The sequence below is a fragment of the Burkholderia glumae LMG 2196 = ATCC 33617 genome (assembly GCF_000960995.1).
Lineage (GTDB): Bacteria > Pseudomonadota > Gammaproteobacteria > Burkholderiales > Burkholderiaceae > Burkholderia > Burkholderia glumae.
In genome coordinates this window covers 2,699,419-2,717,348 of the sequence record NZ_CP009434.1, presented here as the reverse complement: position 1 = coordinate 2,717,348, position 17,930 = coordinate 2,699,419, and the positions used below count along the sequence as shown (strand labels likewise).

Annotated in this window: 15 protein-coding genes; 9 read left to right on the top strand and 6 right to left on the bottom strand. The window is 70.1% G+C overall.

Annotated elements, in window-relative coordinates:
• Positions 1-140: 140 nt before the first annotated feature.
• A complete protein-coding gene (locus KS03_RS12095) occupies positions 141-1,721 on the bottom strand; it encodes an inorganic phosphate transporter (RefSeq protein ID WP_012733253.1) in 1,581 nt (526 codons plus the stop codon).
• Between the two features lie 236 nt (positions 1,722-1,957).
• Positions 1,958-2,845 carry a DMT family transporter gene (locus KS03_RS12090; protein WP_012733254.1) on the bottom strand — a complete coding sequence of 296 codons (888 nt, stop codon included), beginning with the start codon at positions 2,843-2,845 and terminating at the stop codon, positions 1,958-1,960.
• 192 nt (positions 2,846-3,037) lie between these two features.
• On the opposite strand from KS03_RS12090, the gene KS03_RS12085 reads away from it, so the two are divergent.
• On the top strand, positions 3,038-4,405 hold the full coding sequence (locus KS03_RS12085) for an aminotransferase-like domain-containing protein (RefSeq protein ID WP_012733255.1): 1,368 nt from the start codon (positions 3,038-3,040) through the stop codon (positions 4,403-4,405).
• Positions 4,406-4,700: 295 nt separating this feature from the next.
• Here the strand turns inward: KS03_RS12085 and KS03_RS12080 are convergent, their stop codons facing one another.
• Positions 4,701-5,747, bottom strand: a complete 1,047-nt coding sequence (locus KS03_RS12080) for a LacI family DNA-binding transcriptional regulator (protein ID WP_012733256.1) — start codon at positions 5,745-5,747, stop codon at positions 4,701-4,703.
• A gap of 37 nt (positions 5,748-5,784) precedes the next feature.
• On the opposite strand from KS03_RS12080, the gene KS03_RS31340 reads away from it, so the two are divergent.
• The 7 genes from KS03_RS31340 to KS03_RS12050 all read left to right on the top strand — a co-directional run bounded on the left by KS03_RS31340 (position 5,785) and on the right by KS03_RS12050 (position 13,633).
• Positions 5,785-6,006: a hypothetical protein gene (locus tag KS03_RS31340; protein WP_127913869.1), complete on the top strand. Its 222-nt coding sequence runs from the start codon at positions 5,785-5,787 to the stop codon at positions 6,004-6,006.
• A gap of 41 nt (positions 6,007-6,047) precedes the next feature.
• Positions 6,048-7,202 carry an ABC transporter ATP-binding protein gene (locus tag KS03_RS12075; protein ID WP_012733257.1) on the top strand — a complete coding sequence of 385 codons (1,155 nt, stop codon included), beginning with the start codon at positions 6,048-6,050 and terminating at the stop codon, positions 7,200-7,202.
• A 64-nt stretch (positions 7,203-7,266) separates the two neighbouring features.
• A complete protein-coding gene (locus tag KS03_RS12070; protein ID WP_012733258.1) occupies positions 7,267-8,508 on the top strand; it encodes an ABC transporter substrate-binding protein in 1,242 nt (413 codons plus the stop codon).
• Between the two features lie 69 nt (positions 8,509-8,577).
• The gene (locus KS03_RS12065) at positions 8,578-9,495 is read left to right on the top strand and encodes a carbohydrate ABC transporter permease (RefSeq protein WP_012733259.1); all 918 of its coding nucleotides are present in this window, start codon (positions 8,578-8,580) and stop codon (positions 9,493-9,495) included.
• A gap of 23 nt (positions 9,496-9,518) precedes the next feature.
• Complete coding sequence (locus KS03_RS12060; RefSeq protein WP_012733260.1) at positions 9,519-10,370, top strand: carbohydrate ABC transporter permease; 852 nt, start codon at positions 9,519-9,521, stop codon at positions 10,368-10,370.
• A gap of 37 nt (positions 10,371-10,407) precedes the next feature.
• Positions 10,408-12,372, top strand: a complete 1,965-nt coding sequence (locus KS03_RS12055) for a beta-galactosidase (RefSeq protein ID WP_012733261.1) — start codon at positions 10,408-10,410, stop codon at positions 12,370-12,372.
• A 4-nt stretch (positions 12,373-12,376) separates the two neighbouring features.
• Complete coding sequence (locus KS03_RS12050) at positions 12,377-13,633, top strand: MFS transporter (RefSeq protein WP_012733262.1); 1,257 nt, start codon at positions 12,377-12,379, stop codon at positions 13,631-13,633.
• Between the two features lie 66 nt (positions 13,634-13,699).
• Here KS03_RS12050 and KS03_RS12045 read toward each other — a convergent pair whose 3' ends face one another.
• Both KS03_RS12045 and speB read right to left on the bottom strand, forming a co-directional pair.
• Positions 13,700-14,854, bottom strand: coding sequence for a glycoside hydrolase family 53 protein (locus KS03_RS12045; protein ID WP_012733263.1), 1,155 nt, complete (start codon positions 14,852-14,854; stop codon positions 13,700-13,702).
• A 491-nt stretch (positions 14,855-15,345) separates the two neighbouring features.
• Complete coding sequence (gene speB, locus KS03_RS12040; protein ID WP_012733264.1) at positions 15,346-16,302, bottom strand: agmatinase; 957 nt, start codon at positions 16,300-16,302, stop codon at positions 15,346-15,348.
• Positions 16,303-16,455: 153 nt separating this feature from the next.
• On the opposite strand from speB, the gene KS03_RS12035 reads away from it, so the two are divergent.
• Positions 16,456-17,370 (top strand): LysR family transcriptional regulator, encoded by a 915-nt coding sequence (locus KS03_RS12035; protein WP_012733265.1) that lies wholly within the window; start codon positions 16,456-16,458, stop codon positions 17,368-17,370.
• A 70-nt stretch (positions 17,371-17,440) separates the two neighbouring features.
• Here the strand turns inward: KS03_RS12035 and KS03_RS12030 are convergent, their stop codons facing one another.
• Positions 17,441-17,905 (bottom strand): Lrp/AsnC family transcriptional regulator, encoded by a 465-nt coding sequence (locus KS03_RS12030; protein WP_012733266.1) that lies wholly within the window; start codon positions 17,903-17,905, stop codon positions 17,441-17,443.
• Between the last annotated feature and the right edge of the window lie 25 nt (positions 17,906-17,930).

Here is a 17,930-nt window from a genome sequence, read left to right as displayed (position 1 = left end):
TCTCCGCATTCGGCATGAGGACAGCATCGTAGCGTCCCCACGCGCGCGTGCCGCTCCGTTTCTTGCGCGGCAACTCCGGCTGCCGCGCCGGGCCAGGGGCCGGGCCGAGGCGGGCGCGGCCCGCGCCACGCCGCGCGGGCTCAGAGCAGCGCGTGGAACACCCAGTAGAGCGCGCCGGCCAGCACGATCGAGGCCGGCAGCGTCAGCAGCCAGGCCAGCACCAGGCTGCGCACGGTCGACCATTGCAGGCCCGAGCCGTTGGCGGCCATCGTGCCTGCCACGCCCGACGACAGCACATGGGTGGTCGAGACCGGCAGCCCGTACATGTCGGCCGCGCCGATCGTGACCATCGCGACGACTTCGGCCGAGGCGCCCTGGCCGTAGGTCAGATGCTGCTTGCCGATCTTCTCGCCCACGGTGACCACGATCCGCCTCCAGCCCACCATCGTGCCGAGGCCGAGCGCGAGCGCGACGGCGACCTTGACCCAGGTCGGGATGAACTTGGTGGCGTGGTCGAGCTGCGCGCGATAGTTGTTGATCGCGGCCCGATCGTCGGCCGAGAAGGCCGGCTGCCCGGCCTTGTCCATCAGGCGGATCGCCTCCGACACGAGGTACATGGTGTTGCGCAGGTTGTCGACGTCGCCCTGCGGCGTGCTCGCGATCGAGCCGGTCGAGCCGACCGCGGCCGCGAGCGAGTTCGACAACTGCTGCACGGCGGGCACGGTGTCCGGCGTCATCCGGTGCGTCTGCAGGTAGGTCTCGACCACGCGGCGCGAGTTGCTGGGCGCCGCGGCGCCGTTGGTGTACTTGCCGAAGGTCGCGGCCGCCTGATGCGCGACGGCGATAAAGGTCTGCGATTCGGCCGGCGTGACCGCCTTGTTCAGCGCGAAGGCGGTGGGCACCGTGCCGATCAGGATCAGCATGATCAGCCCCATGCCCTTCTGGCCGTCGTTCGAGCCGTGCGCGAACGATACGCCGGTGCAGGTCAGGATCAGCAGGCAGCGAATCCAGAACGGCGGCGTCTTGTCCTTCGGCGGTTCCCGATAGAGCTGCGGCAGCTTCACGAGCCCCTTGAGCAGAAGCAGCAGCAGGCCGGAGAGCACGAAGCCGACGATCGGCGAGAACAGCAGCGATTTGCCGACCCCGAGCGCCTGGCTCCAGTCCACGCCGCTCGTGCCCGAGGCGCCGTGCATGAGCTGGTTCATCACGCCGACGCCGATGATCGAGCCGATCAGCGTGTGCGAGCTAGACGAGGGCAGGCCGAAGTACCAGGTCGTGAGGTTCCAGACGATCGCCGCGATCAGCAGCGCGAACACCATCGCGAAGCCGGCGCCGCTGCCGACCTGCAGGATCAGCTCCACCGGCAGCAACTGCAGGATGCCGAAGGCCACGGCGCCGCTCGAGAGCAGCACGCCCGCGAAGTTCCAGAGTCCGGACCAGACCACGGCCACGTTCGGCGCCAGCGAATGGGTGTAGATCACGGTGGCGACCGCATTGGCCGTGTCGTGGAAGCCGTTGACGAACTCGAAGCCGAGCGCGATCAGCAGCGCGATGCCGAGCAGCACGTAGGGGAACACCGAAGGCTCGCCGACCGGCGCGAGATCGGCCATCAGATGAGTGAGCACATACGCGCCGCCGACGACGAGCACGGCGAGAAAGACCAGCTGGCCGAATCGCCGTGAGCGGCCGGCATCTGCGGTGGGTAACGCGGATTGGTTCATGGCGGGCCGGGAGGGGAGTGAAAGGAGTCGATCACCCGATCCTAGCGCCGCGACTCAGGCAGTTTGATGACATGGCGCGGTGCCACCCGCAATCTTTCCAACGGCTTACGGCACACCGGCGGACCACTGCGGCGCCGCGATGCGCGGCATGCGTGTCGGCCCGGCGTCACGGTTCCGGCGCTGGCCTGGCACACCGGCACGCCGGGGCGTGCCGAGCCGGAGCGGCCGATGTCCGCTCAGCGCACCGCGCGCGCGGGCGGGGTAGCCGCGAAGCGCCGCGCGCAGGCCACGCAGCCGACCACCGCCGCCGTCACGCCGACCATCGCGGCCGGCACCGGTTCGTGCAGCAGCCATGCGGCGAGCAGCAGCCCGAGGAACGGCTGCAACAGTTGCAACTGGCCGACGCTGGCGATGCCGCCGAGCGCGAGCCCGCGATACCAGAACACGAAGCCGATCAGCATGCTGAACAGCGACACGTAGGCGAGGCTCCACCAGGCCGGCGCGCCGACTGCGGCGAACGAGGCGGGTCGGGCCGCGAACGCGAGCGGCAGCATCACCGGCAGCGACAGCACGAGCGCCCACGAGATCACCTGCCAGCCGCCGAGCCGGCGCGCCAGCCGCGCGCCTTCCGCATAGCCGAGCCCGCAGGCGACGATCGCGGCCAGCATCAGCAGGTCTCCCAGCGGCGACGCGTGCAGGCCGCGGCGCAGCGCGAACGCCGCCACGGCCGCGCTGCCGAGCGAGGAGAACAGCCAGAACGCGGCGCGTGGGCGTTCGCCGCCGCGCAGCACGCCGAACGTCGCGGTGGCGAGCGGCAGCAGCCCGACGAATACGATCGCGTGCGCCGACGTGACATGCCGCAGCGCCAGCGCCGTCAGCAGCGGGAAGCCGACCACCACGCCGAGCGCGACGATCACGAGCGGCACCAGATCGGCGCGCGCCGGGCGCGGCTGGCGGAACGCGGCCAGCAGCAGCATCGCCGGCAGGCCCGCGATCGCGGCGCGCGCGAGCGTCAGGAACACCGGATCGAAGCCGTGGACGGCGATGCGCGTGGCCGGCAGCGAGCCGCTGAAGATCACGACGCCGAGAAAACCGTTGAGCCAGCCTTGCGTGGAGGTCTGCATGGATGCGTGGGGAGGCGAAAGGGGGAAACACCGAGCATCCCATGCGGCCACCGGCGGGTTAAGCTATGCAGCAGCACAATTCGAGGAAACTGTACTGATCATGGAGCCGTACAGATGGCGGTGAATCGCGGCGAGATGCCGGTGGGGGCGCCCGCGCCGGCGCCGGCCGGCGGGACGCGCGTCGCGCACGTGATGGCGGCGTTGCGCGCCCGGATCGCGGGCCGCACGCTCGGGCCGGGCGCGCGCGTGCCGTCGATCCGGGCGATGGCCGAGAACTGCGGCGTGTCCAAATCCACCGTGGTCGATGCCTACGACCGGCTCGTCGCCGACGGCACGCTGGCCGCGCGGCGCGGCGCCGGATTCTTCGTGGCGGGCCACGCGCCGCCGTTCGCGCTCGCCGAGGTCGGCCCGCGCCTCGATCGCGAACTCGATCCGCTGTGGCTCACGCGCCAGTCGCTCGAAAGCGGCGGCGACGTGCTGAAGCCGGGCTGCGGCTGGCTGCCCGCGTCGTGGCTGCCCGACGACGGCATGCGCCGGGCCCTGCGCGCGGTCGCGCGCGACGCGCGGGCCGACCTGGCCGACTACGGCGCGCCGCGCGGCCTGCCGGCCCTGCGCCAGCAACTGGGCTGGCGGCTCGCGCAGCACGGCATCGACGCGCCGCCCGACCAGATCCTGCTGACCGACGGCGGCACGCATGCGCTCGACCTCGTCTGCCGGCTGCTGCTGGAGCCCGGCGACACCGTGGTGGTCGACGATCCCTGCTATTTCAACTTCCAGGCCCTGCTGCGCGCGCACCGCGTGCAACTGGTGGGCGTGCGCTATACGGCGAACGGGCCGGACCCGGCCGAATTCGCGCGCGTGCTGGCCGAGCACCGGCCGCGCCTGTACGTGACGAACTCGGCGCTCCACAATCCGACCGGCGCGGCGCTCGCGCCGGCCGTGGCGCACCGCGTGCTGACGCTGGCCGCCGAGCACGACGTGCTGATCGTGGAGGACGACATCTTCGCGGACTTCGAAGCCGAGCCGGCGCCACGGCTCGCGGCGTTCGACGGCCTGCAGCGCGTGGTCTCGATCGGCAGCTTCTCGAAGACGCTGTCGGCGGCCGTGCGCTGCGGCTACCTGGCCGCGCGGCGCGAGTGGATCGATCCGCTGATCGACCTGAAGCTCGCGACGACCTTCGGCAACGGCGGGCTGAACCCGGCGGTGGTCCACCGGCTGCTGGTGGACGGCAGCTATCGGCGTCATCTCGACGGCCTGCGTGCGCGGCTCGGCGACGCGATGGGCGAGACGCTGCGCCAGCTCGGGGCGGCCGGGCTCGAGGTGCGGATTCGGCCGCAGGCGGGAATGTTCCTGTGGGCCGAACTGCCGGCGGGACTCGACGCGGCCTTGGTGGCGCGCCATGCGCTCGACGACGGCGTGGTGCTCGCGCCCGGCAACGTGTTCAGCGTCTCGCGCACGGCCACGCGCCATCTGCGGTTCAACGTCTCGCAGAGCAACCGGCCGGCCGTCTACGCGGCGCTGCGGCGCGCGATGGAGCGGGCCGCAGGCCGAACACCGTGACCGGCCCATCGCAGGCGCGCCGGCCATCGTCCGCATGCGGCGGTTTCGATGCGCGGCGCGATCGCCGGCCGCCGTGACTGCGGCATCGAGGTCGTTTCGCATGCGCTGGACAGGGCAGGTATGAGATCGCGCAGCCTTCGACTTCGGGCGAGCGGCGGACCCGCCGGCGATCCATGGATCGGGTCGTGCAAGCGCAGCTTGCCGGAGGCAGCGCTTCGATCTCGCGCAGGCTCGGGGCGAGGCGCCGGCCGCCGCCGGGCCGTGCAGCCGACGACCGCGGCCGGGCGCCATCGCTTCAATTCGGGCGTCGCGCCGATGCCGCCTTGCGGCGTGCCGGCGCGACGGCCGTGGACTCCCTGACCACGAGCTCCGGTGTGCCGCACACGCGCGTGCTTGCGCCTGGCAGCTCGCCCTCGATCATCTCGAGCGCCGTGGCGATCGCATGCGCGGCGATCAACGGCGTCGGGAACCGCACCGTCGTCAGCGCGGGACGGAACTGGTGTGCGAGCTGGGTATCCGTCATGCCGACCACCGACAGGTCGGCGGGCACGCGCCGGCCCAGGTCGGCCGCCGCCTGCAACGCGCCGATCGCCATCAGGTCGTTGGTCGCGAACAGCGCGGTCAGCTCCGGATGCGCGCGCAGCAGCGTCATGGTCGCTTCATAGCCGCCCTCGATCGAATCGTGCGTCGACAGCGTCGTGACCGCGCCTTCGGCGTGGCCGCGCGCCAGCAGCGCATCGACGAAGCCGCGCAGCCGCACCGACTGCGGGCCGCCCGAGCCCTTGCCCACCAGCGCGCCGAAGCGCCGGTGCCGCAGCTCGGACAGGTGCGCGGCGGCCAGCGCACCGGCCGCCGCGAAGTCGACCGTCACGCAGGGCAGCGTGTGCGACGCCGGCAGGTGCTCCCACATGCACAGCACGATGGCTGCGCCGTGGCGCGAGAGGTCGGCCAGCTCGGCTTCGGCGAGATCGGTGTTCATCACGATCGCGCCGGCCGCGAGCGTGCCGGCAATCCGCTCCAGGTAACTGCGCGTGATCGCGGGGTCGTCGTCGGTGTTCGTGACGAGCAGGTAGTAGCCGCGCTTGCGCGCCTCGCGCTCGGCCGCCAGCACGAACTCCGGATAGAACGGGTTGGTGATGTTCGACAGCATCAGCGCGAGCGTCGGCGTGCGGCCTTCGGCCAGCGCGCGAGCCGTGAGGTTCGGCCGGTAGCCGAGCTCACGGATGGCGGCCATCACGCGCTCGACGGTGGACGTCTTCACCTTCTGCGGGTTGCGCAGCACGTTCGAGACGGTCGCGGCCGTCACGTTCGCGCGGCGCGCGACTTCGGCGAGCGTCACCATCGGCGCTGGTCGGCCGCGGCCGGCAGGAGGGTCAGGGTTGACGAAAACGAAACTGCGCGCATATATTGGGATGGCGTTCCACAAGTTGCACAGTGAAGGTCGGTGCGCTAATTTCTCGACACACCCCGAACAAGCATTTCGGCGGATCGATCGCGGCCTGACGCGCAAAGCACGCGTGGGCACCCTCGACGCCGATGGACAGGAGACATCATGGTACGGCGAATCCGGCGCTTGGCGCTACAAAAATTTAAGCGGTTAAATTTCATTCACGGTGCTGCGTGACGCAGACGGAGGCCCGTGATGACTGCCATTTCATTGAAGGATGTATCCAAGCGCTACGGCGACCATGCGCCGGTGCTGCGCGACGTGAACCTGGAGATCGCGTCGCACGAGTTCTGCGTGTTCCTCGGGCCGTCGGGTTGCGGCAAGTCGACCTTGCTGCGCATGATCGCCGGGCTCGAGGAAGTGAGCGAAGGCGAGCTGCGCATCGGCGGCGAGCGGATGAACGACACGCCGCCGGCCGAGCGCGGCGTCGCGATGGTGTTTCAGAGCTACGCGCTGTTTCCGCACATGACGGTGTTCGACAACATCGGCTTCGGCCTGCGCATCGCCGGCGTGCCGAAGGATGAAATCCGCCGGCGCGTGACCGAGGCCGCGCGCGTGCTGCAACTCGAGGCGCTGCTCGATCGCAGGCCGAAGGCGCTGTCGGGCGGCCAGCGGCAGCGCGTCGCGATCGGCCGCGCGATCGTGCGCGAGCCGCGCGTGTTCCTGTTCGACGAGCCGCTGTCGAACCTCGATGCGACGCTGCGCGGCCAGACCCGCGTGGAAATTGCACGCCTGCACGCGCGCTTCGGGCAATCGAGTTCGATCTACGTGACGCACGACCAGATCGAGGCGATGACGCTCGCCGACAAGGTCGTGCTGCTGCACGCGGGCGACGATGTCGCGCGCTTCGGCAGCATCGCGCAGGTGGGCGCGCCGCTCGAGCTGTATCACCGGCCGGCGAACCGCTTCGTGGCGGGATTCATCGGCTCGCCGCGGATGAACTTCCTGCCGGCGGCCGTCGAATCGAACGATCCGGATGCCTGCCGGCTGGTGCTCGCCGGCACCTCGGAGCGGCTCACGCTGCGAGGCCGCGCGCTGCCGCGCGGCATGGCGGCGGGCACGCCGCTGACCGTCGGCATTCGGCCGGAACACCTCGCGATCGGGACGGGCAGCGCCCCGGACGCGCCGTCGATCGTGCGCGAGGTCGCGCTCGTCGAGCAACTCGGCGAGGCCGCCTATGTCCACCTCGACCAGCCCGGCGGCACGTCGCTGCTCGCGAAGCTGCCCGGACAGGCCGCGCTGCGGCGCGGCGAGCGGCATGCGCTGCAATTGCCGGTCGAACACTGCCATCTGTTCGACGAGACCGGCGCGGCGCTACCGGCGGTGCAGGCGCAGCCGGCGTTCGCCTAGCGGCACATCGATTCGCCGCGCCTCCCGCGCGCGGCCCATACAAGGCAAAAACCAGGAGACAACGATGAGATTTCGCACCAGCAAGCTGCTGCTCACCCTGACGACCGTCGCCGCGCTGGCCGCGTCCGGCGCGGCCGATGCGGGCACGCTGAAGGTCAACGTCGCCGCGCGCGGCAACCAGCGCGCGACATGGCAGAACACCTTCGAGCAGTTCCGCAAGGCCAATCCCGACATCGACCTGAAGGTCAGCTATATCGGCGAGGAGGCGTTCAAGGTGCAGATGTCCGGCTGGCTCGCGACCGACCCGCCCGACGTGGTGAGCTGGAACAACGGCGAGCGGCTCGCCTATTTCGCCAAGCGCGGACTGATCGAGGACCTGACGCCGGACTGGCAGAAGAACGGCTGGAACGCCACCTACGCGGCCGTGAAGCAGTCCTCGACCTACGGGGGCAAGCTCTACAGCCTTCCACTCGGCTATGACGCGTATGGCCTGTTTTACCGCAAGGACCTGTTCGACAAGGCCGGCATTCACGGCGAGCCGGCCGACTGGGCGCAGTTCCTCGAGGCGTGCCGCAAGCTGAAGGCGGCCGGCATCGCGCCGATCGCGGTGGCCGCGCGCGATGCATGGACGCTCGCCGCGTGGTTCGACTATCTCGACTTGCGAATCAACGGCTATGCATTCCACCAGAAGCTGATGGCGGGCGAGGTCGCCTATACCGATCCGCGCGTGCGCGCCGTCTATGCGGCATGGAAGAAGCTGATCGACGACAAGGACTTCATCGACAACGCCTTGTCCTACGACGTCGATTCGCTGAGCCCGCTGATCGTGAACGGCCAGGCCGCGATGACGCTGATGGGTACCTGGTATTCGGCGGCCCTGCTCGGCGCGGCACGCAACCCGATCGGCTTCTTCCGCTTCCCGGTGATCGACGCATCGGTGCCGCTGGCCGAGGACGGCCCGGTCAACGTGCTGGTGGTGCCGGCCAAGGCCCACAACAAGGCCGATGCCCGCCGCCTGCTCGCCTTCATGGGGCAGCCCGCGATCAACGGCGAGTTCGCCAAGGGCATGGGCCAGCTGCCGTCGAACAACAAGGCGCCCGAGCCGCAGGACCCGATCTCGAAGATCGGCTTCCATACGCTCGCGGCGACGACGGGCGGCATCGCGCAGTTCTACGACCGCGACATGACCAAGGAGATGGCCGACGAGGGGATGAAGGCGATGCAGCAGTTCATGTCCGACCCGACGCAGCTCGACGCCATCCTGCAGCGCCTCGAGCAGACGCGCAAGCGCATCTACAAGAAGTAGCGCGCGTGGAACGGGCCGGCCGCGCCGGCCCTCGATACCGCTTTCGTCCGTCTTGCCGAGGGTTTCCCGATGTCACTCAGCCTGTCCGATAACGTATTGCCGCGCGGTGCGCGCCGCCGGCCGCGCACCGGCGCGTCACTCGCGCGCCGCCGCAGCCGCGCGGCGCTGTTGTTCGTGCTGCCCGGCCTCGCGCTGTTCAGCCTGTTCGTGCTGTATCCGATCGTCAGCAGTATCTGGCTCAGTTTTCACGAATGGGACGGGATGACGCCGCCCGTGTTCATCGGCCTCGGCAACTACCGCGAACTCGTGCAATCCGACACGTTCTACGTCGCGTTGAAGAACAACCTCGCCTGGCTCGCGCTGTTCCTCGCCGCGCCGCCGCTCGGGCTCGCGCTGGCGCTGTACCTGAACCAGAACGTGCGCGGCATCCGGCTCGTGAAATCGCTGTTCTTCGCGCCGTTCGTCCTGCCGGGCGTGGTCGTCGGGCTCGTGTTCTCGTGGTTCTACGACCCGACCTTCGGCCTGCTGAAGCTGATCGTCGGCCACGGCATCCCGGTGCTCGGCGATCCGCGCTACGCGACCTACGGCGTGATTGTCGCGGCGCTGTGGCCGCAGATTCCGTTCTGCATGATTCTCTACCTCACGGGGCTGACCGGCCTGAACAGCGAGATCGTCGAGGCCGCGCGGATGGAAGGCGCGCGCGGCTTCACGCTGCTGTGGCACGTGATCCTGCCGCAACTGCGGCCGGCGACGTTCATGGCGATCGTGCTGACCGTGATCGGTGCGCTGCGCAGTTTCGACCTGATCTCGGTGATGACGGGGGGCGGCCCGTTCGACAGCTCGACGGTGCTCGCGTACTTCATGTACGACCAGGCGATCAAGTACTACCGCGAAGGGTATTCGGCCGCGATCGCGGTCGTGCTGTTCGCGATCATGCTCGTCTATATCGCGTGGCAACTGCGCAAGCTCGTGCGCAGCGAATCCTGATCCCGTACCGGAGCCCGAAGTCCATGTATCCCATGCCCGTTTCCCGCTGGAGCCGGCCGTCGCGCTGGCTCTATGGCGTGTCCCTGCCCTGCGCGCTCGCGCTGTGGCTCACGCCGCTGATGGCCGTGCTGGTCACCTCGATCCGCTCCAGCGACGAGCTGGCGGCCGGCCACTACTGGTCCTGGCCGCAGCACTTCGCGCTGCTCGACAACTACGGCACCGCGCTGACCCAGACGCCGATGCTCCATTACTTCGCGAACAGCATCCTGATCACCGTGCCGTCGGTGGTCGCGTCGATCCTGCTCGCCTCGCTGGCCGGGCACGCGCTCGCCAACTACCGGTTCCGCGGCAACGCGGTGCTGCTCGGGCTGTTCGTCGCCGGCAACTTCGTGCCGATCCAGATCCTGATGATCCCGGTGCGGCAGCTCATGCTCGGCATCGGCCTCTACAACACGGTATGGGCGCTGGTGCTGTTCCATACCGCGTTCCAGACCGGCTTTTGCACGCTGTTCCTGCGCAACTTCATTCGCGAGCTGCCGTTCGAGCTGATCGAGGCCGCGCGCGTGGAAGGCGCGAGCGAATGGACGATCTACCTGCGCGTCGTGCTGCCGCTGGTGCGGCCCGCCCTCGCGGCGCTCGCGATTCTGGTGTTCACCTTCGTCTGGAACGACTACTTCTGGGCACTGTGCCTGACCCAGGGCGACGATGCCGCGCCGATCACGGTGGGCGTCGCCGCGCTGAGAGGGCAATGGACCACCGCGTGGAACCTGGTGTCGGCCGGCTCGGTGCTGGCCGCGCTGCCGTCGGTCGCGATGTTCTTCGCGATGCAGAAACACTTCGTCGCCGGCCTGACGTTCGGCGCGACCAAAGGATGACCCGATGAGCCTTTCTCCTGCCGGCACGAACGCCGCGATGCGCCTTGGCGTCTGCTATTACCCCGAGCAGTGGCCGCGCGAACAATGGGCGAGCGATGCGCGTCGCATGGCCGAGCTTGGCCTGGGCTGCGTGCGGATCGCCGAATTCGCATGGAGCCGCATGGAGCCGGAGCCGCAGCGCTACTGCTGGGACTGGCTCGACGAGGCGATCGACACGCTCGCGCGGCATGGCCTGCGGATCGTGCTCGGCACGCCGACCGCCTCGCCGCCGAAGTGGCTCGTCGAACGCCATCCCGAGATCCTGCCGGTCGGCGCGGACGGGCAGGCCTGGCAGTTCGGCTCGCGCCGCCATTACGACGTGTCGAGCGAGGTCTATCGCGAACACTGCCTGCGCATCGTCGACGCGATGGCGCGCCGCTACGGCAACCATCCGGCCGTGATCGCATGGCAGACCGACAACGAGCTGGGCTGCCACAACACGCTGCCGAGCTACACGCGCGCCGCGCTGGCCGGCTTCCGGCGCTGGCTCGCCGCGCGCTACGGCGAGATCGCGACGCTGAACCGCGCGTGGGGCAACGTGTTCTGGAGCATGGAGTACCGCAGCTTCGACGAGATCGAGCTGCCTCGGCACACGCCGACCGATGCCAATCCGGCGCATCGGCTCGATTTCATGCGCTTCCAGTCGGACGAGGTCGCGCGGTTCCATGCGCTGCAGGTCGAACGGATTCGCGCGCATTCGCCGGGCCGCGACGTGCTGCACAACTTCATGGGTTTCTTCACGGAATTCGATCACTACGCGTTCGCCCGCGCCGGCCTCGACGTCGCCGGGTGGGACAGCTATCCGGTGCCGCGCACCGAGGTGCTGCCGCTCGACGAAGGCGACAAGCGGCGCTGGGCGCGCACCGGGCATCCGGACGTGTCGGCGTTCTCGCATGACCTGTATCGCGCGATCGGCCGCGGGCGGATGTGGGTGATGGAGCAGCAGGCCGGCCCCGTGAACTGGGGGCCGTACAATCCCGTGCCGCACGCGGGCGCGGTGCGGCTGTGGACCTGGGAGGCGTTCGCGCACGGTGCGGAACTCGTGTCGTATTTCCGCTGGCGGCAATATCCGCATGCGCAGGAGCAACTGCATTCGGGGCTGAATACGCCGGACGACCGGCTGTCCGCCGGCGGGCGCGAAGTCGCACGGGTCGCCGCCGAACTCGCGACGCTCGATCCGGCGCTGACGAACGCTCGCCCGGCGCCCGCGCGCGTGGCCCTGCTGTTCGACTACGAAGCCGACTGGATGATCCGGATTCAGCCGCACGGCGCCGATTTCGATTATCAGCAGCATGTGTTCGACTGGTATCGGGCGCTGCGCGAGCTGGGGCTCGACGTCGATCTGGTCGCGGCGAGCGCGGACCTGGACGGCTATGCGCTGGTCGTGGCGCCGAGCCTGCCGGTCGTGCCGGACGGCCTGGTCGAGCAGGTCAAGCGCGGCGCCGGGCACTGGCTGTTCGGCCCGCGCAGCGGCTCCCGGACCGCCGAGTTCGCGATCGTGCCGGGGCTCGCGCCCGGCCCGCTGAGGGAGGTGTTGCCGGCCCGGATCGAACAGGTCGAATCGCTGCGGCCGTCGCTGGCGCCACGCGTGAGCATCGACGGGGTGGAGGGGCATGCCGTCAAATGGCGCGACCACATCGAGGACAGCGGCGAGGTCGAGGTGCTCGCGTCCTTCGACGACGGCGTGCCGGCACTCGTCGCGCATGGCCGCGTGATGTACGCGCCGGCCTGTTTCGATCCGACCGTGCTGCGTGCGGTGATCGTGCGCAGCGTGCGCGCGGCCGGGCTGCCGGTGCAGGCCTTGCCGGAGGGCCTGCGGCTGCGCCGGCGCGGCCGCCTGACGTTCGCGCTCAACTACGGCGCAACGCCGGTGCCGGCGCCCGCGCCGGTGAACGCGACCTTCGTGCTGGGCGGGCCGGTGATCGGCGCGGTCGACGCCGCGGCCTGGATCGTGCCGGGCTGAGCGCATGCGAGCCCGGTTTGCCGGCCTGGTCCGGATTCCGCATTTCGTCGCGCTGTCCGCGGCCGCGCTGATGCTGGGCGTCGCGATGTCGTTTACCGCGCCGTTTCTGTCGCTGTTCGGCGTCGAGGCGGCCGGCATGTCGCCGTGGGTCGCCGGCGGGTTCATGACACTGATCGCGGCCAGCGGCGTGATCGCGAGCACCTGGGCGGGGCGCTGGTCGGATCGCCATGCCCGCCACCGGCCCCTGCTCGTCGCGTCGCTCGCGGCCGCCGGGCTCGGCTTCGCGCTGTTGTGCCGGCTGCGCGCCCAGGCGCCCGTGATCGCCACCGGCACGCTGCTGCTGGGGGCGGGCGCCGTGTCGCTGTCGCACATCTTCTCGTTCGCCCGCGCGGTGCTGCCGGCGGCGGACGAAGCCGAGCGCGAGCTCGCCGCGGCGGCGCTGCGCACGATGCTGTCCGTGGCGTGGGTGTTCGGGCCGGCGCTCGGCGCGCTGATCCTCGCGCAAGCGGGCTTCTTCGGCCTGTTTCTTGCCGCCGCGCTCGGCTTCGCGGTGTGCATGATGATCGTGATGCGGATTCCCGAGCCGGCCGCGCGGGCCGCCCCTGCCGCAGCGCCGGCGCGCGCCGCCGGTGCGCCGGCGGCCGCGGCGCATCCCACCGCGCCGCGAGCGGTCGTCATGCGCACGCTGGCCGCACTGACGCTGATCGGCCTGGCGGCGAACGCGACGATGATCGTGCTGCCGCTGTTCCTCGTGCGCGGCCTGGGCGGCTCGCCCGCGGACGTGTCGGCCGCGCTCGGCCTGGCGGCGCTGCTGGAGATTCCGATGATGCTCTGGCTCGGAGTGCGCTCGTCCCGGCTCGACAAGGCCCGCTGGCTGACCGGCTGCGCGGCCGTGCATGCGCTCTATTTCGCCGGACTCGCGGTGGTGCCGCATGTCGGCGCGGTGCTGCCGCTCCAGTTGCTGAGCGCCGCTGTCGTCGCGATTACGTCGTGCCTCGGCATGACGCGCGTGTGCGACATGATGCCGGCGCGCCCCGGCACCGCGACCGCGATGTTCTTCAGCACCGCCCGCGTCGGGTCGATCGTGTCGGGAATCCTGTCCGGCGCGCTGCTCGACCTGTTCGGCTATCGCGCGACGTTCCTGTGCTGCGGCGCGCTGGCGCTCGCGGCATGGGGGCTGCTGCGCGCGGCCCGCGAGCCGGGCGCCGGCGCCGCGAACGATGCGCGCCGCGCGCGCGGACGCTGCGATACGCCCGGCTGACGCACGGCGGCGACCGGCCCCGGGCCGGCCGCCGCGCTCGCGGCTCACGCCGCGAGCGGTCAGGCCTCAGCGCTGCCGGAACGCATCCAGTGACGAGAGCGCGTTGCCGTGGAAGTCGAACAGCGTGTTGTTGTCCCACTGGTCGCCGGCACCGGCCTTCCAGCCCACGCCTGGCGTCGGAATCCATTCCGGCTCCCACCAGAACACGCCCTTGCCGCGCCCGCCCGGGATGCCCTTCACGATGTTGGCCACCGCGGCGATGAACTGCGCCTGCCCGGCGGGCGACGGCGGGAACGTCGTCGAGCCGGTGTTCGTCATCGAGTTCGGTTCGCTGTCGCCGTCGCTGGTGGTCCACGGATAGGCCGTCTCGACCACGATCAGCTCCTTGCCGTAGCGCACGGCGAGATCGTTCGCGTTGTTGCGCAGGTCGTCCAGCGAGCCTTGCCATTGCGGGTAGTACGACAGGCCGATCACGTCGAATGCGACACCGCGCTGGGTCGCGTTGTCGAACCACCAGCGGCTCTTCGCGTTGTCGCCGCCGCTGTCGAGATGCAGCATCACCTTGATCTTCGAATCGAATGCCTTGACGGCGTCGTGCCCGGTCTTCAGCAGTTGCGCGAGGTTGTCCCACTGGTCGTACTTGCCGAGCGGCCACAGCATGCCGCCCGTGATTTCGTTGCCGATCTGCACCCATTCGGGACGCACGCCGACCCGCGCCAGCTGGCGCAGCACGTCGGTCGTGTAGGCGGAAAGCAGTGCGCAGGTTTCGGCGAGGCTCTTGCCCGCCCAGGCGTGCGGCGGATACTGCTTGCCCGGGTCGGCCCACCAGTCGCTGTAGTGGAAGTCGATCAGCACGCGCATGCCGAGGGCGGCCGCGCGCCGCGCGAGCGCGCATGCGTGCGCGGCGTCGTTGTAGCCACCCGGATCGCTCTGGTTGGCGGGGTAGAAGGCCGGATTGCCGGGGTCGTTCCATACCTTGATGCGGATCGAATCGACACCGTGCGCGCGCATGATCGCGAGGCAGTCGCCCGCCTGGTTGCGGTCGAAGAAGCGCGCGCCGCGCGCCTCGAGCTGCGGCAGTGTCGACACGTCCGCGCCCATCGCGAACGAGCCGGGTGCCGACGCGCCCAGCGCGGCAAGTGCCGGCACCGCGCCGGCGAGATCAAGGCCGGCGAGCGCCGCGGCCGAGAGGCTCCAGCGCAACATCGATCGTCTGTCCATCGTCATCCTCCTGAACATGGATGCCGAACCGGTCGGCTCCAGTAGAATTTAAGCGTTTAAATTTTAGAAACATTTTTTGACGCCGCCCGGGCGTCGAAACAAGCGTAGCAAATGCGGCGAGCGACGCTCAAGGAAAATGCGTCCTGCTTAATATTTGGCTCGTCGCCGGCCTGGGAGGTATCGGCAGGCGGCCGGGGGCATCGCCGTATCGAGGCAGGGCGCACGGCGGCGCCGAGGTGGGGCAGGTCTCGCGTGCCGCAGCGCGCCGGCGGCCCCTGTCGGATTTTAGAGGTCGTTCTCCAATGGCCCCCGGGCACCTGCCGGCCACGGCAGGCACCGGCAGATCTTCGCCGCGGCGCGTCGCGGCGGTTGCCGAGCGGCCACCGCAACGTGATGCCCGGGCGAGGCGCCTTGCTCCAGCGTGAGCGCCTGGGCGCGGCAGCGAGGCAGCCGGCGCGCTCGGCTCCCGGTGCGTCGGATCGGGCGCGGCGTCAGTCGCGATATCGCACGCCGGGCAGCGCGCACAGCAGCTCGTAGGCGAGGTTCGCGCCGAGCAGCGCGGTGGTGCCGAACGGATCGTAGGGCGGCGCGACTTCCACCAGATCGGCGCCGACGAGGTTCAGGCCATAGGTGCCGCGCACGATCTCGAGTGCCTGCGGCACGGTCAGCCCGGCGATCTCGGGGGTGCCGGTGCCGGGCGCGTAGGCCGGATCGATGCCGTCGATGTCGAAGCTGACGTAGACGGGCGTGTCGCCGATCTGCTCGCGCACCTCGCGCATCAGCGGCGCGAGCGACTGGTTCCAGCAGGCCTCGGCCTGCACCACGCAAAAGCCCTGCTGGCGGCACCAGTCGAAATCCTCGGCCGCGTAGCCGGTGCCGCGCAGGCCGATCTGCACCACGCGGTCGGTCGCGAGCAGGCCTTCCTCCACCGCGCGGCGGAACGGCGTGCCGTGCGCGATCTTTTCGCCCATCATCGTGTCGTTGACGTCGGCGTGCGCATCGACGTGGATCAGCGCGACCTTGCCGTGCCGCCGGTGGATCGCGCGCAGGATCGGCAGCGCGATGGTGTGGTCGCCGCCGAGCGTGATCGGCTTGCAGCCGTGCGCGAGGATCGCGTCGTAGGCCGCCTCGATGCGCGCGATCGAATCGTGCAGGTTGTACGGGTTGATCGCGACGTCGCCGACGTCGGCGATGCGCAGCGAATCGAACGGCGCGGCGCGCGTGGCCATGTTGTAGGGGCGCAGCAGCACCGATTCGGCGCGGATCTGGCGCGGGCCGAAGCGCGCGCCGGTGCGGTTCGAGGTGCCGAGATCGAACGGCACGCCGACGAAGCAGGCGTCGAGGCCGGCCGCGTCGGGCAGGTGGGGCAGCCGCATCATGGTGGCGATGCCGCCGCTGCGCGGCATTTCGTTGCCGCCGAGCGGCTGGAAGTAGCGGGGATCGGTCATGGAGGCGTCTCGATGATGCGCTTGGGTGGGAACGGTTGCCGTATCATTCGACGCGGCGGGACGCACAGTTGTACGCGTTTCGCCGCACAGGAAAAATGCCAAGGTTTCGACGTCAACATCGACTGAAATCGATGTAATCAAGGGGGGCAAGCGGTGCTGGGGAATCTGTCGACGCTGGATCTGCGCCTGATCCGGGTGTTTCTGGCGGTGGCCGACGCGGGCGGCGTGACGGCCGCGCAGACGGTGCTCAACGTCGGGCAGTCCACCATCAGCGCGCAGCTGTCGTCGCTGGAGACGCGGCTCGGCTACCGGCTCTGCGAGCGCGGCCGCAGCGGCTTTCGCCTCACTCCCAAGGGCGAGCGGTTCCGGAGCATGAGCCGCAAGCTGCTGGTGGCGCTCGACGAGTTCGGCAGCGCCGCGCGCCACATGGACCGGCAACTGGTGGGCACGCTCAATATCGGCCTGATCGGGCACACGCCGATCAGCCAGAACGCGCGCATCGCCGAGGCGATCGCCGCGTTTCGCACGCGCGACGAGGCGGTGAAGTTCTCGATCTCGGTGCGCCCGCCCGGCGACCTCGAGGAAAAGCTGCTCGGCGACGAGATTCAGATCGCGGTCGGCTATTTCTGGCATCGCGTGCCGGTGCTCGACTACACGCCGCTCTTCGTCGAGCGGCAGGTGGCCTACTGCGGGCGCGGCCATCCGCTGTTCGAGCGCGCGGGCGGGCTGTCGGCCGCCGACGCGGCCGGCCACGAATGGGCCTGGCGCACCTATCCGCTGCCGGAGGCGCAGCTGTCCACCTCGCCCGACCGCGTGACGGGCACCGCCGACAACATGGAGGCGGTCGCGCTGCTGATCCTGTCGGGCCACCACCTCGGCTACCTGCCCGAGCATTTCGCCGCGCCTTACGTCGCCCAAGGGCTGCTCGCGCCGCTGAACCCCGAGCTGCTCAACTACGACGTGACGTTCCACATGGTCGTGGCGCGCCGCGCGAAGACCGACCCGATCGTGGCCGCGTTCCTCGAGGATCTCGCCAGCGCCCACCTGCGCGTGCCCGCCGCGCGCTGAGCCGCGCGGCGGCGGCGCGGGCGCGCCGCGTGGGTCGGCCGTGCCGGCGGCCGCGGCGCCTGGCGCCCCGTCACGGCATCGGCAGGCCCGCGTCGGCCTTCACCTCGCGCAGCGACAGCACCGATTCCACCGACGTCACGCCGGGCAGCACGCGCAGCGCGTCGCGCACGAAGCTGCCGTAGTCGTCGAGATCGCGCGCGATCACCTGCAGCAGATAGTCGGCCGAGCCCGATACGTTGTGGCACGACAGCACGCGCGGCATCGCCAGCACCTCGCGTTCGAAGCGGTCGGCCAGGGTTCGCTCATGGACGGCGATGCGCAACAGCACGAACGCCACCACGCCGTAGCCGAGCCGCTGGCGCGACAGCTGCCCGCGATAGCGCTCGACGTAGCCCTCGCTCTCCAGCCGCTTCAGACGCCGCGCGCACGGCGTTTCGCTCAAGCCGACCGATTCGGCGAGCCGCGCGATCGGGATGCGCCCGTCGCGCTGCACGGCGGCCAGGATCGCGCGGTCGGTTTTGTCGAGATCGAACATGATTGGCGGTTTCCGTTTTTTCGTT

What these genes read in the sequence shown, in the direction of transcription:
- KS03_RS12060 (WP_012733260.1), top strand. Translation starts at nt 9,519, where the DNA reads ATGTATCCCATGCCCGTTTCCCGCTGGAGCCGGCCGTCGCGCTGGCTC.
- KS03_RS12075 (WP_012733257.1), top strand. Translation starts at nt 6,048, where the DNA reads ATGACTGCCATTTCATTGAAGGATGTATCCAAGCGCTACGGCGACCAT.
- KS03_RS12050 (WP_012733262.1), top strand. Translation starts at nt 12,377, where the DNA reads ATGCGAGCCCGGTTTGCCGGCCTGGTCCGGATTCCGCATTTCGTCGCG.
- KS03_RS12090 (WP_012733254.1), bottom strand. Translation starts at nt 2,845, where the DNA reads ATGCAGACCTCCACGCAAGGCTGGCTCAACGGTTTTCTCGGCGTCGTG.
- KS03_RS12065 (WP_012733259.1), top strand. Translation starts at nt 8,578, where the DNA reads ATGTCACTCAGCCTGTCCGATAACGTATTGCCGCGCGGTGCGCGCCGC.
- KS03_RS12085 (WP_012733255.1), top strand. Translation starts at nt 3,038, where the DNA reads ATGGCGGCGTTGCGCGCCCGGATCGCGGGCCGCACGCTCGGGCCGGGC.
- KS03_RS12095 (WP_012733253.1), bottom strand. Translation starts at nt 1,721, where the DNA reads ATGAACCAATCCGCGTTACCCACCGCAGATGCCGGCCGCTCACGGCGA.
- KS03_RS12080 (WP_012733256.1), bottom strand. Translation starts at nt 5,747, where the DNA reads ATGGTGACGCTCGCCGAAGTCGCGCGCCGCGCGAACGTGACGGCCGCG.
- KS03_RS12045 (WP_012733263.1), bottom strand. Translation starts at nt 14,854, where the DNA reads ATGGACAGACGATCGATGTTGCGCTGGAGCCTCTCGGCCGCGGCGCTC.
- KS03_RS12070 (WP_012733258.1), top strand. Translation starts at nt 7,267, where the DNA reads ATGAGATTTCGCACCAGCAAGCTGCTGCTCACCCTGACGACCGTCGCC.
- speB (WP_012733264.1), bottom strand. Translation starts at nt 16,302, where the DNA reads ATGACCGATCCCCGCTACTTCCAGCCGCTCGGCGGCAACGAAATGCCG.
- KS03_RS12030 (WP_012733266.1), bottom strand. Translation starts at nt 17,905, where the DNA reads ATGTTCGATCTCGACAAAACCGACCGCGCGATCCTGGCCGCCGTGCAG.
- KS03_RS12055 (WP_012733261.1), top strand. Translation starts at nt 10,408, where the DNA reads ATGCGCCTTGGCGTCTGCTATTACCCCGAGCAGTGGCCGCGCGAACAA.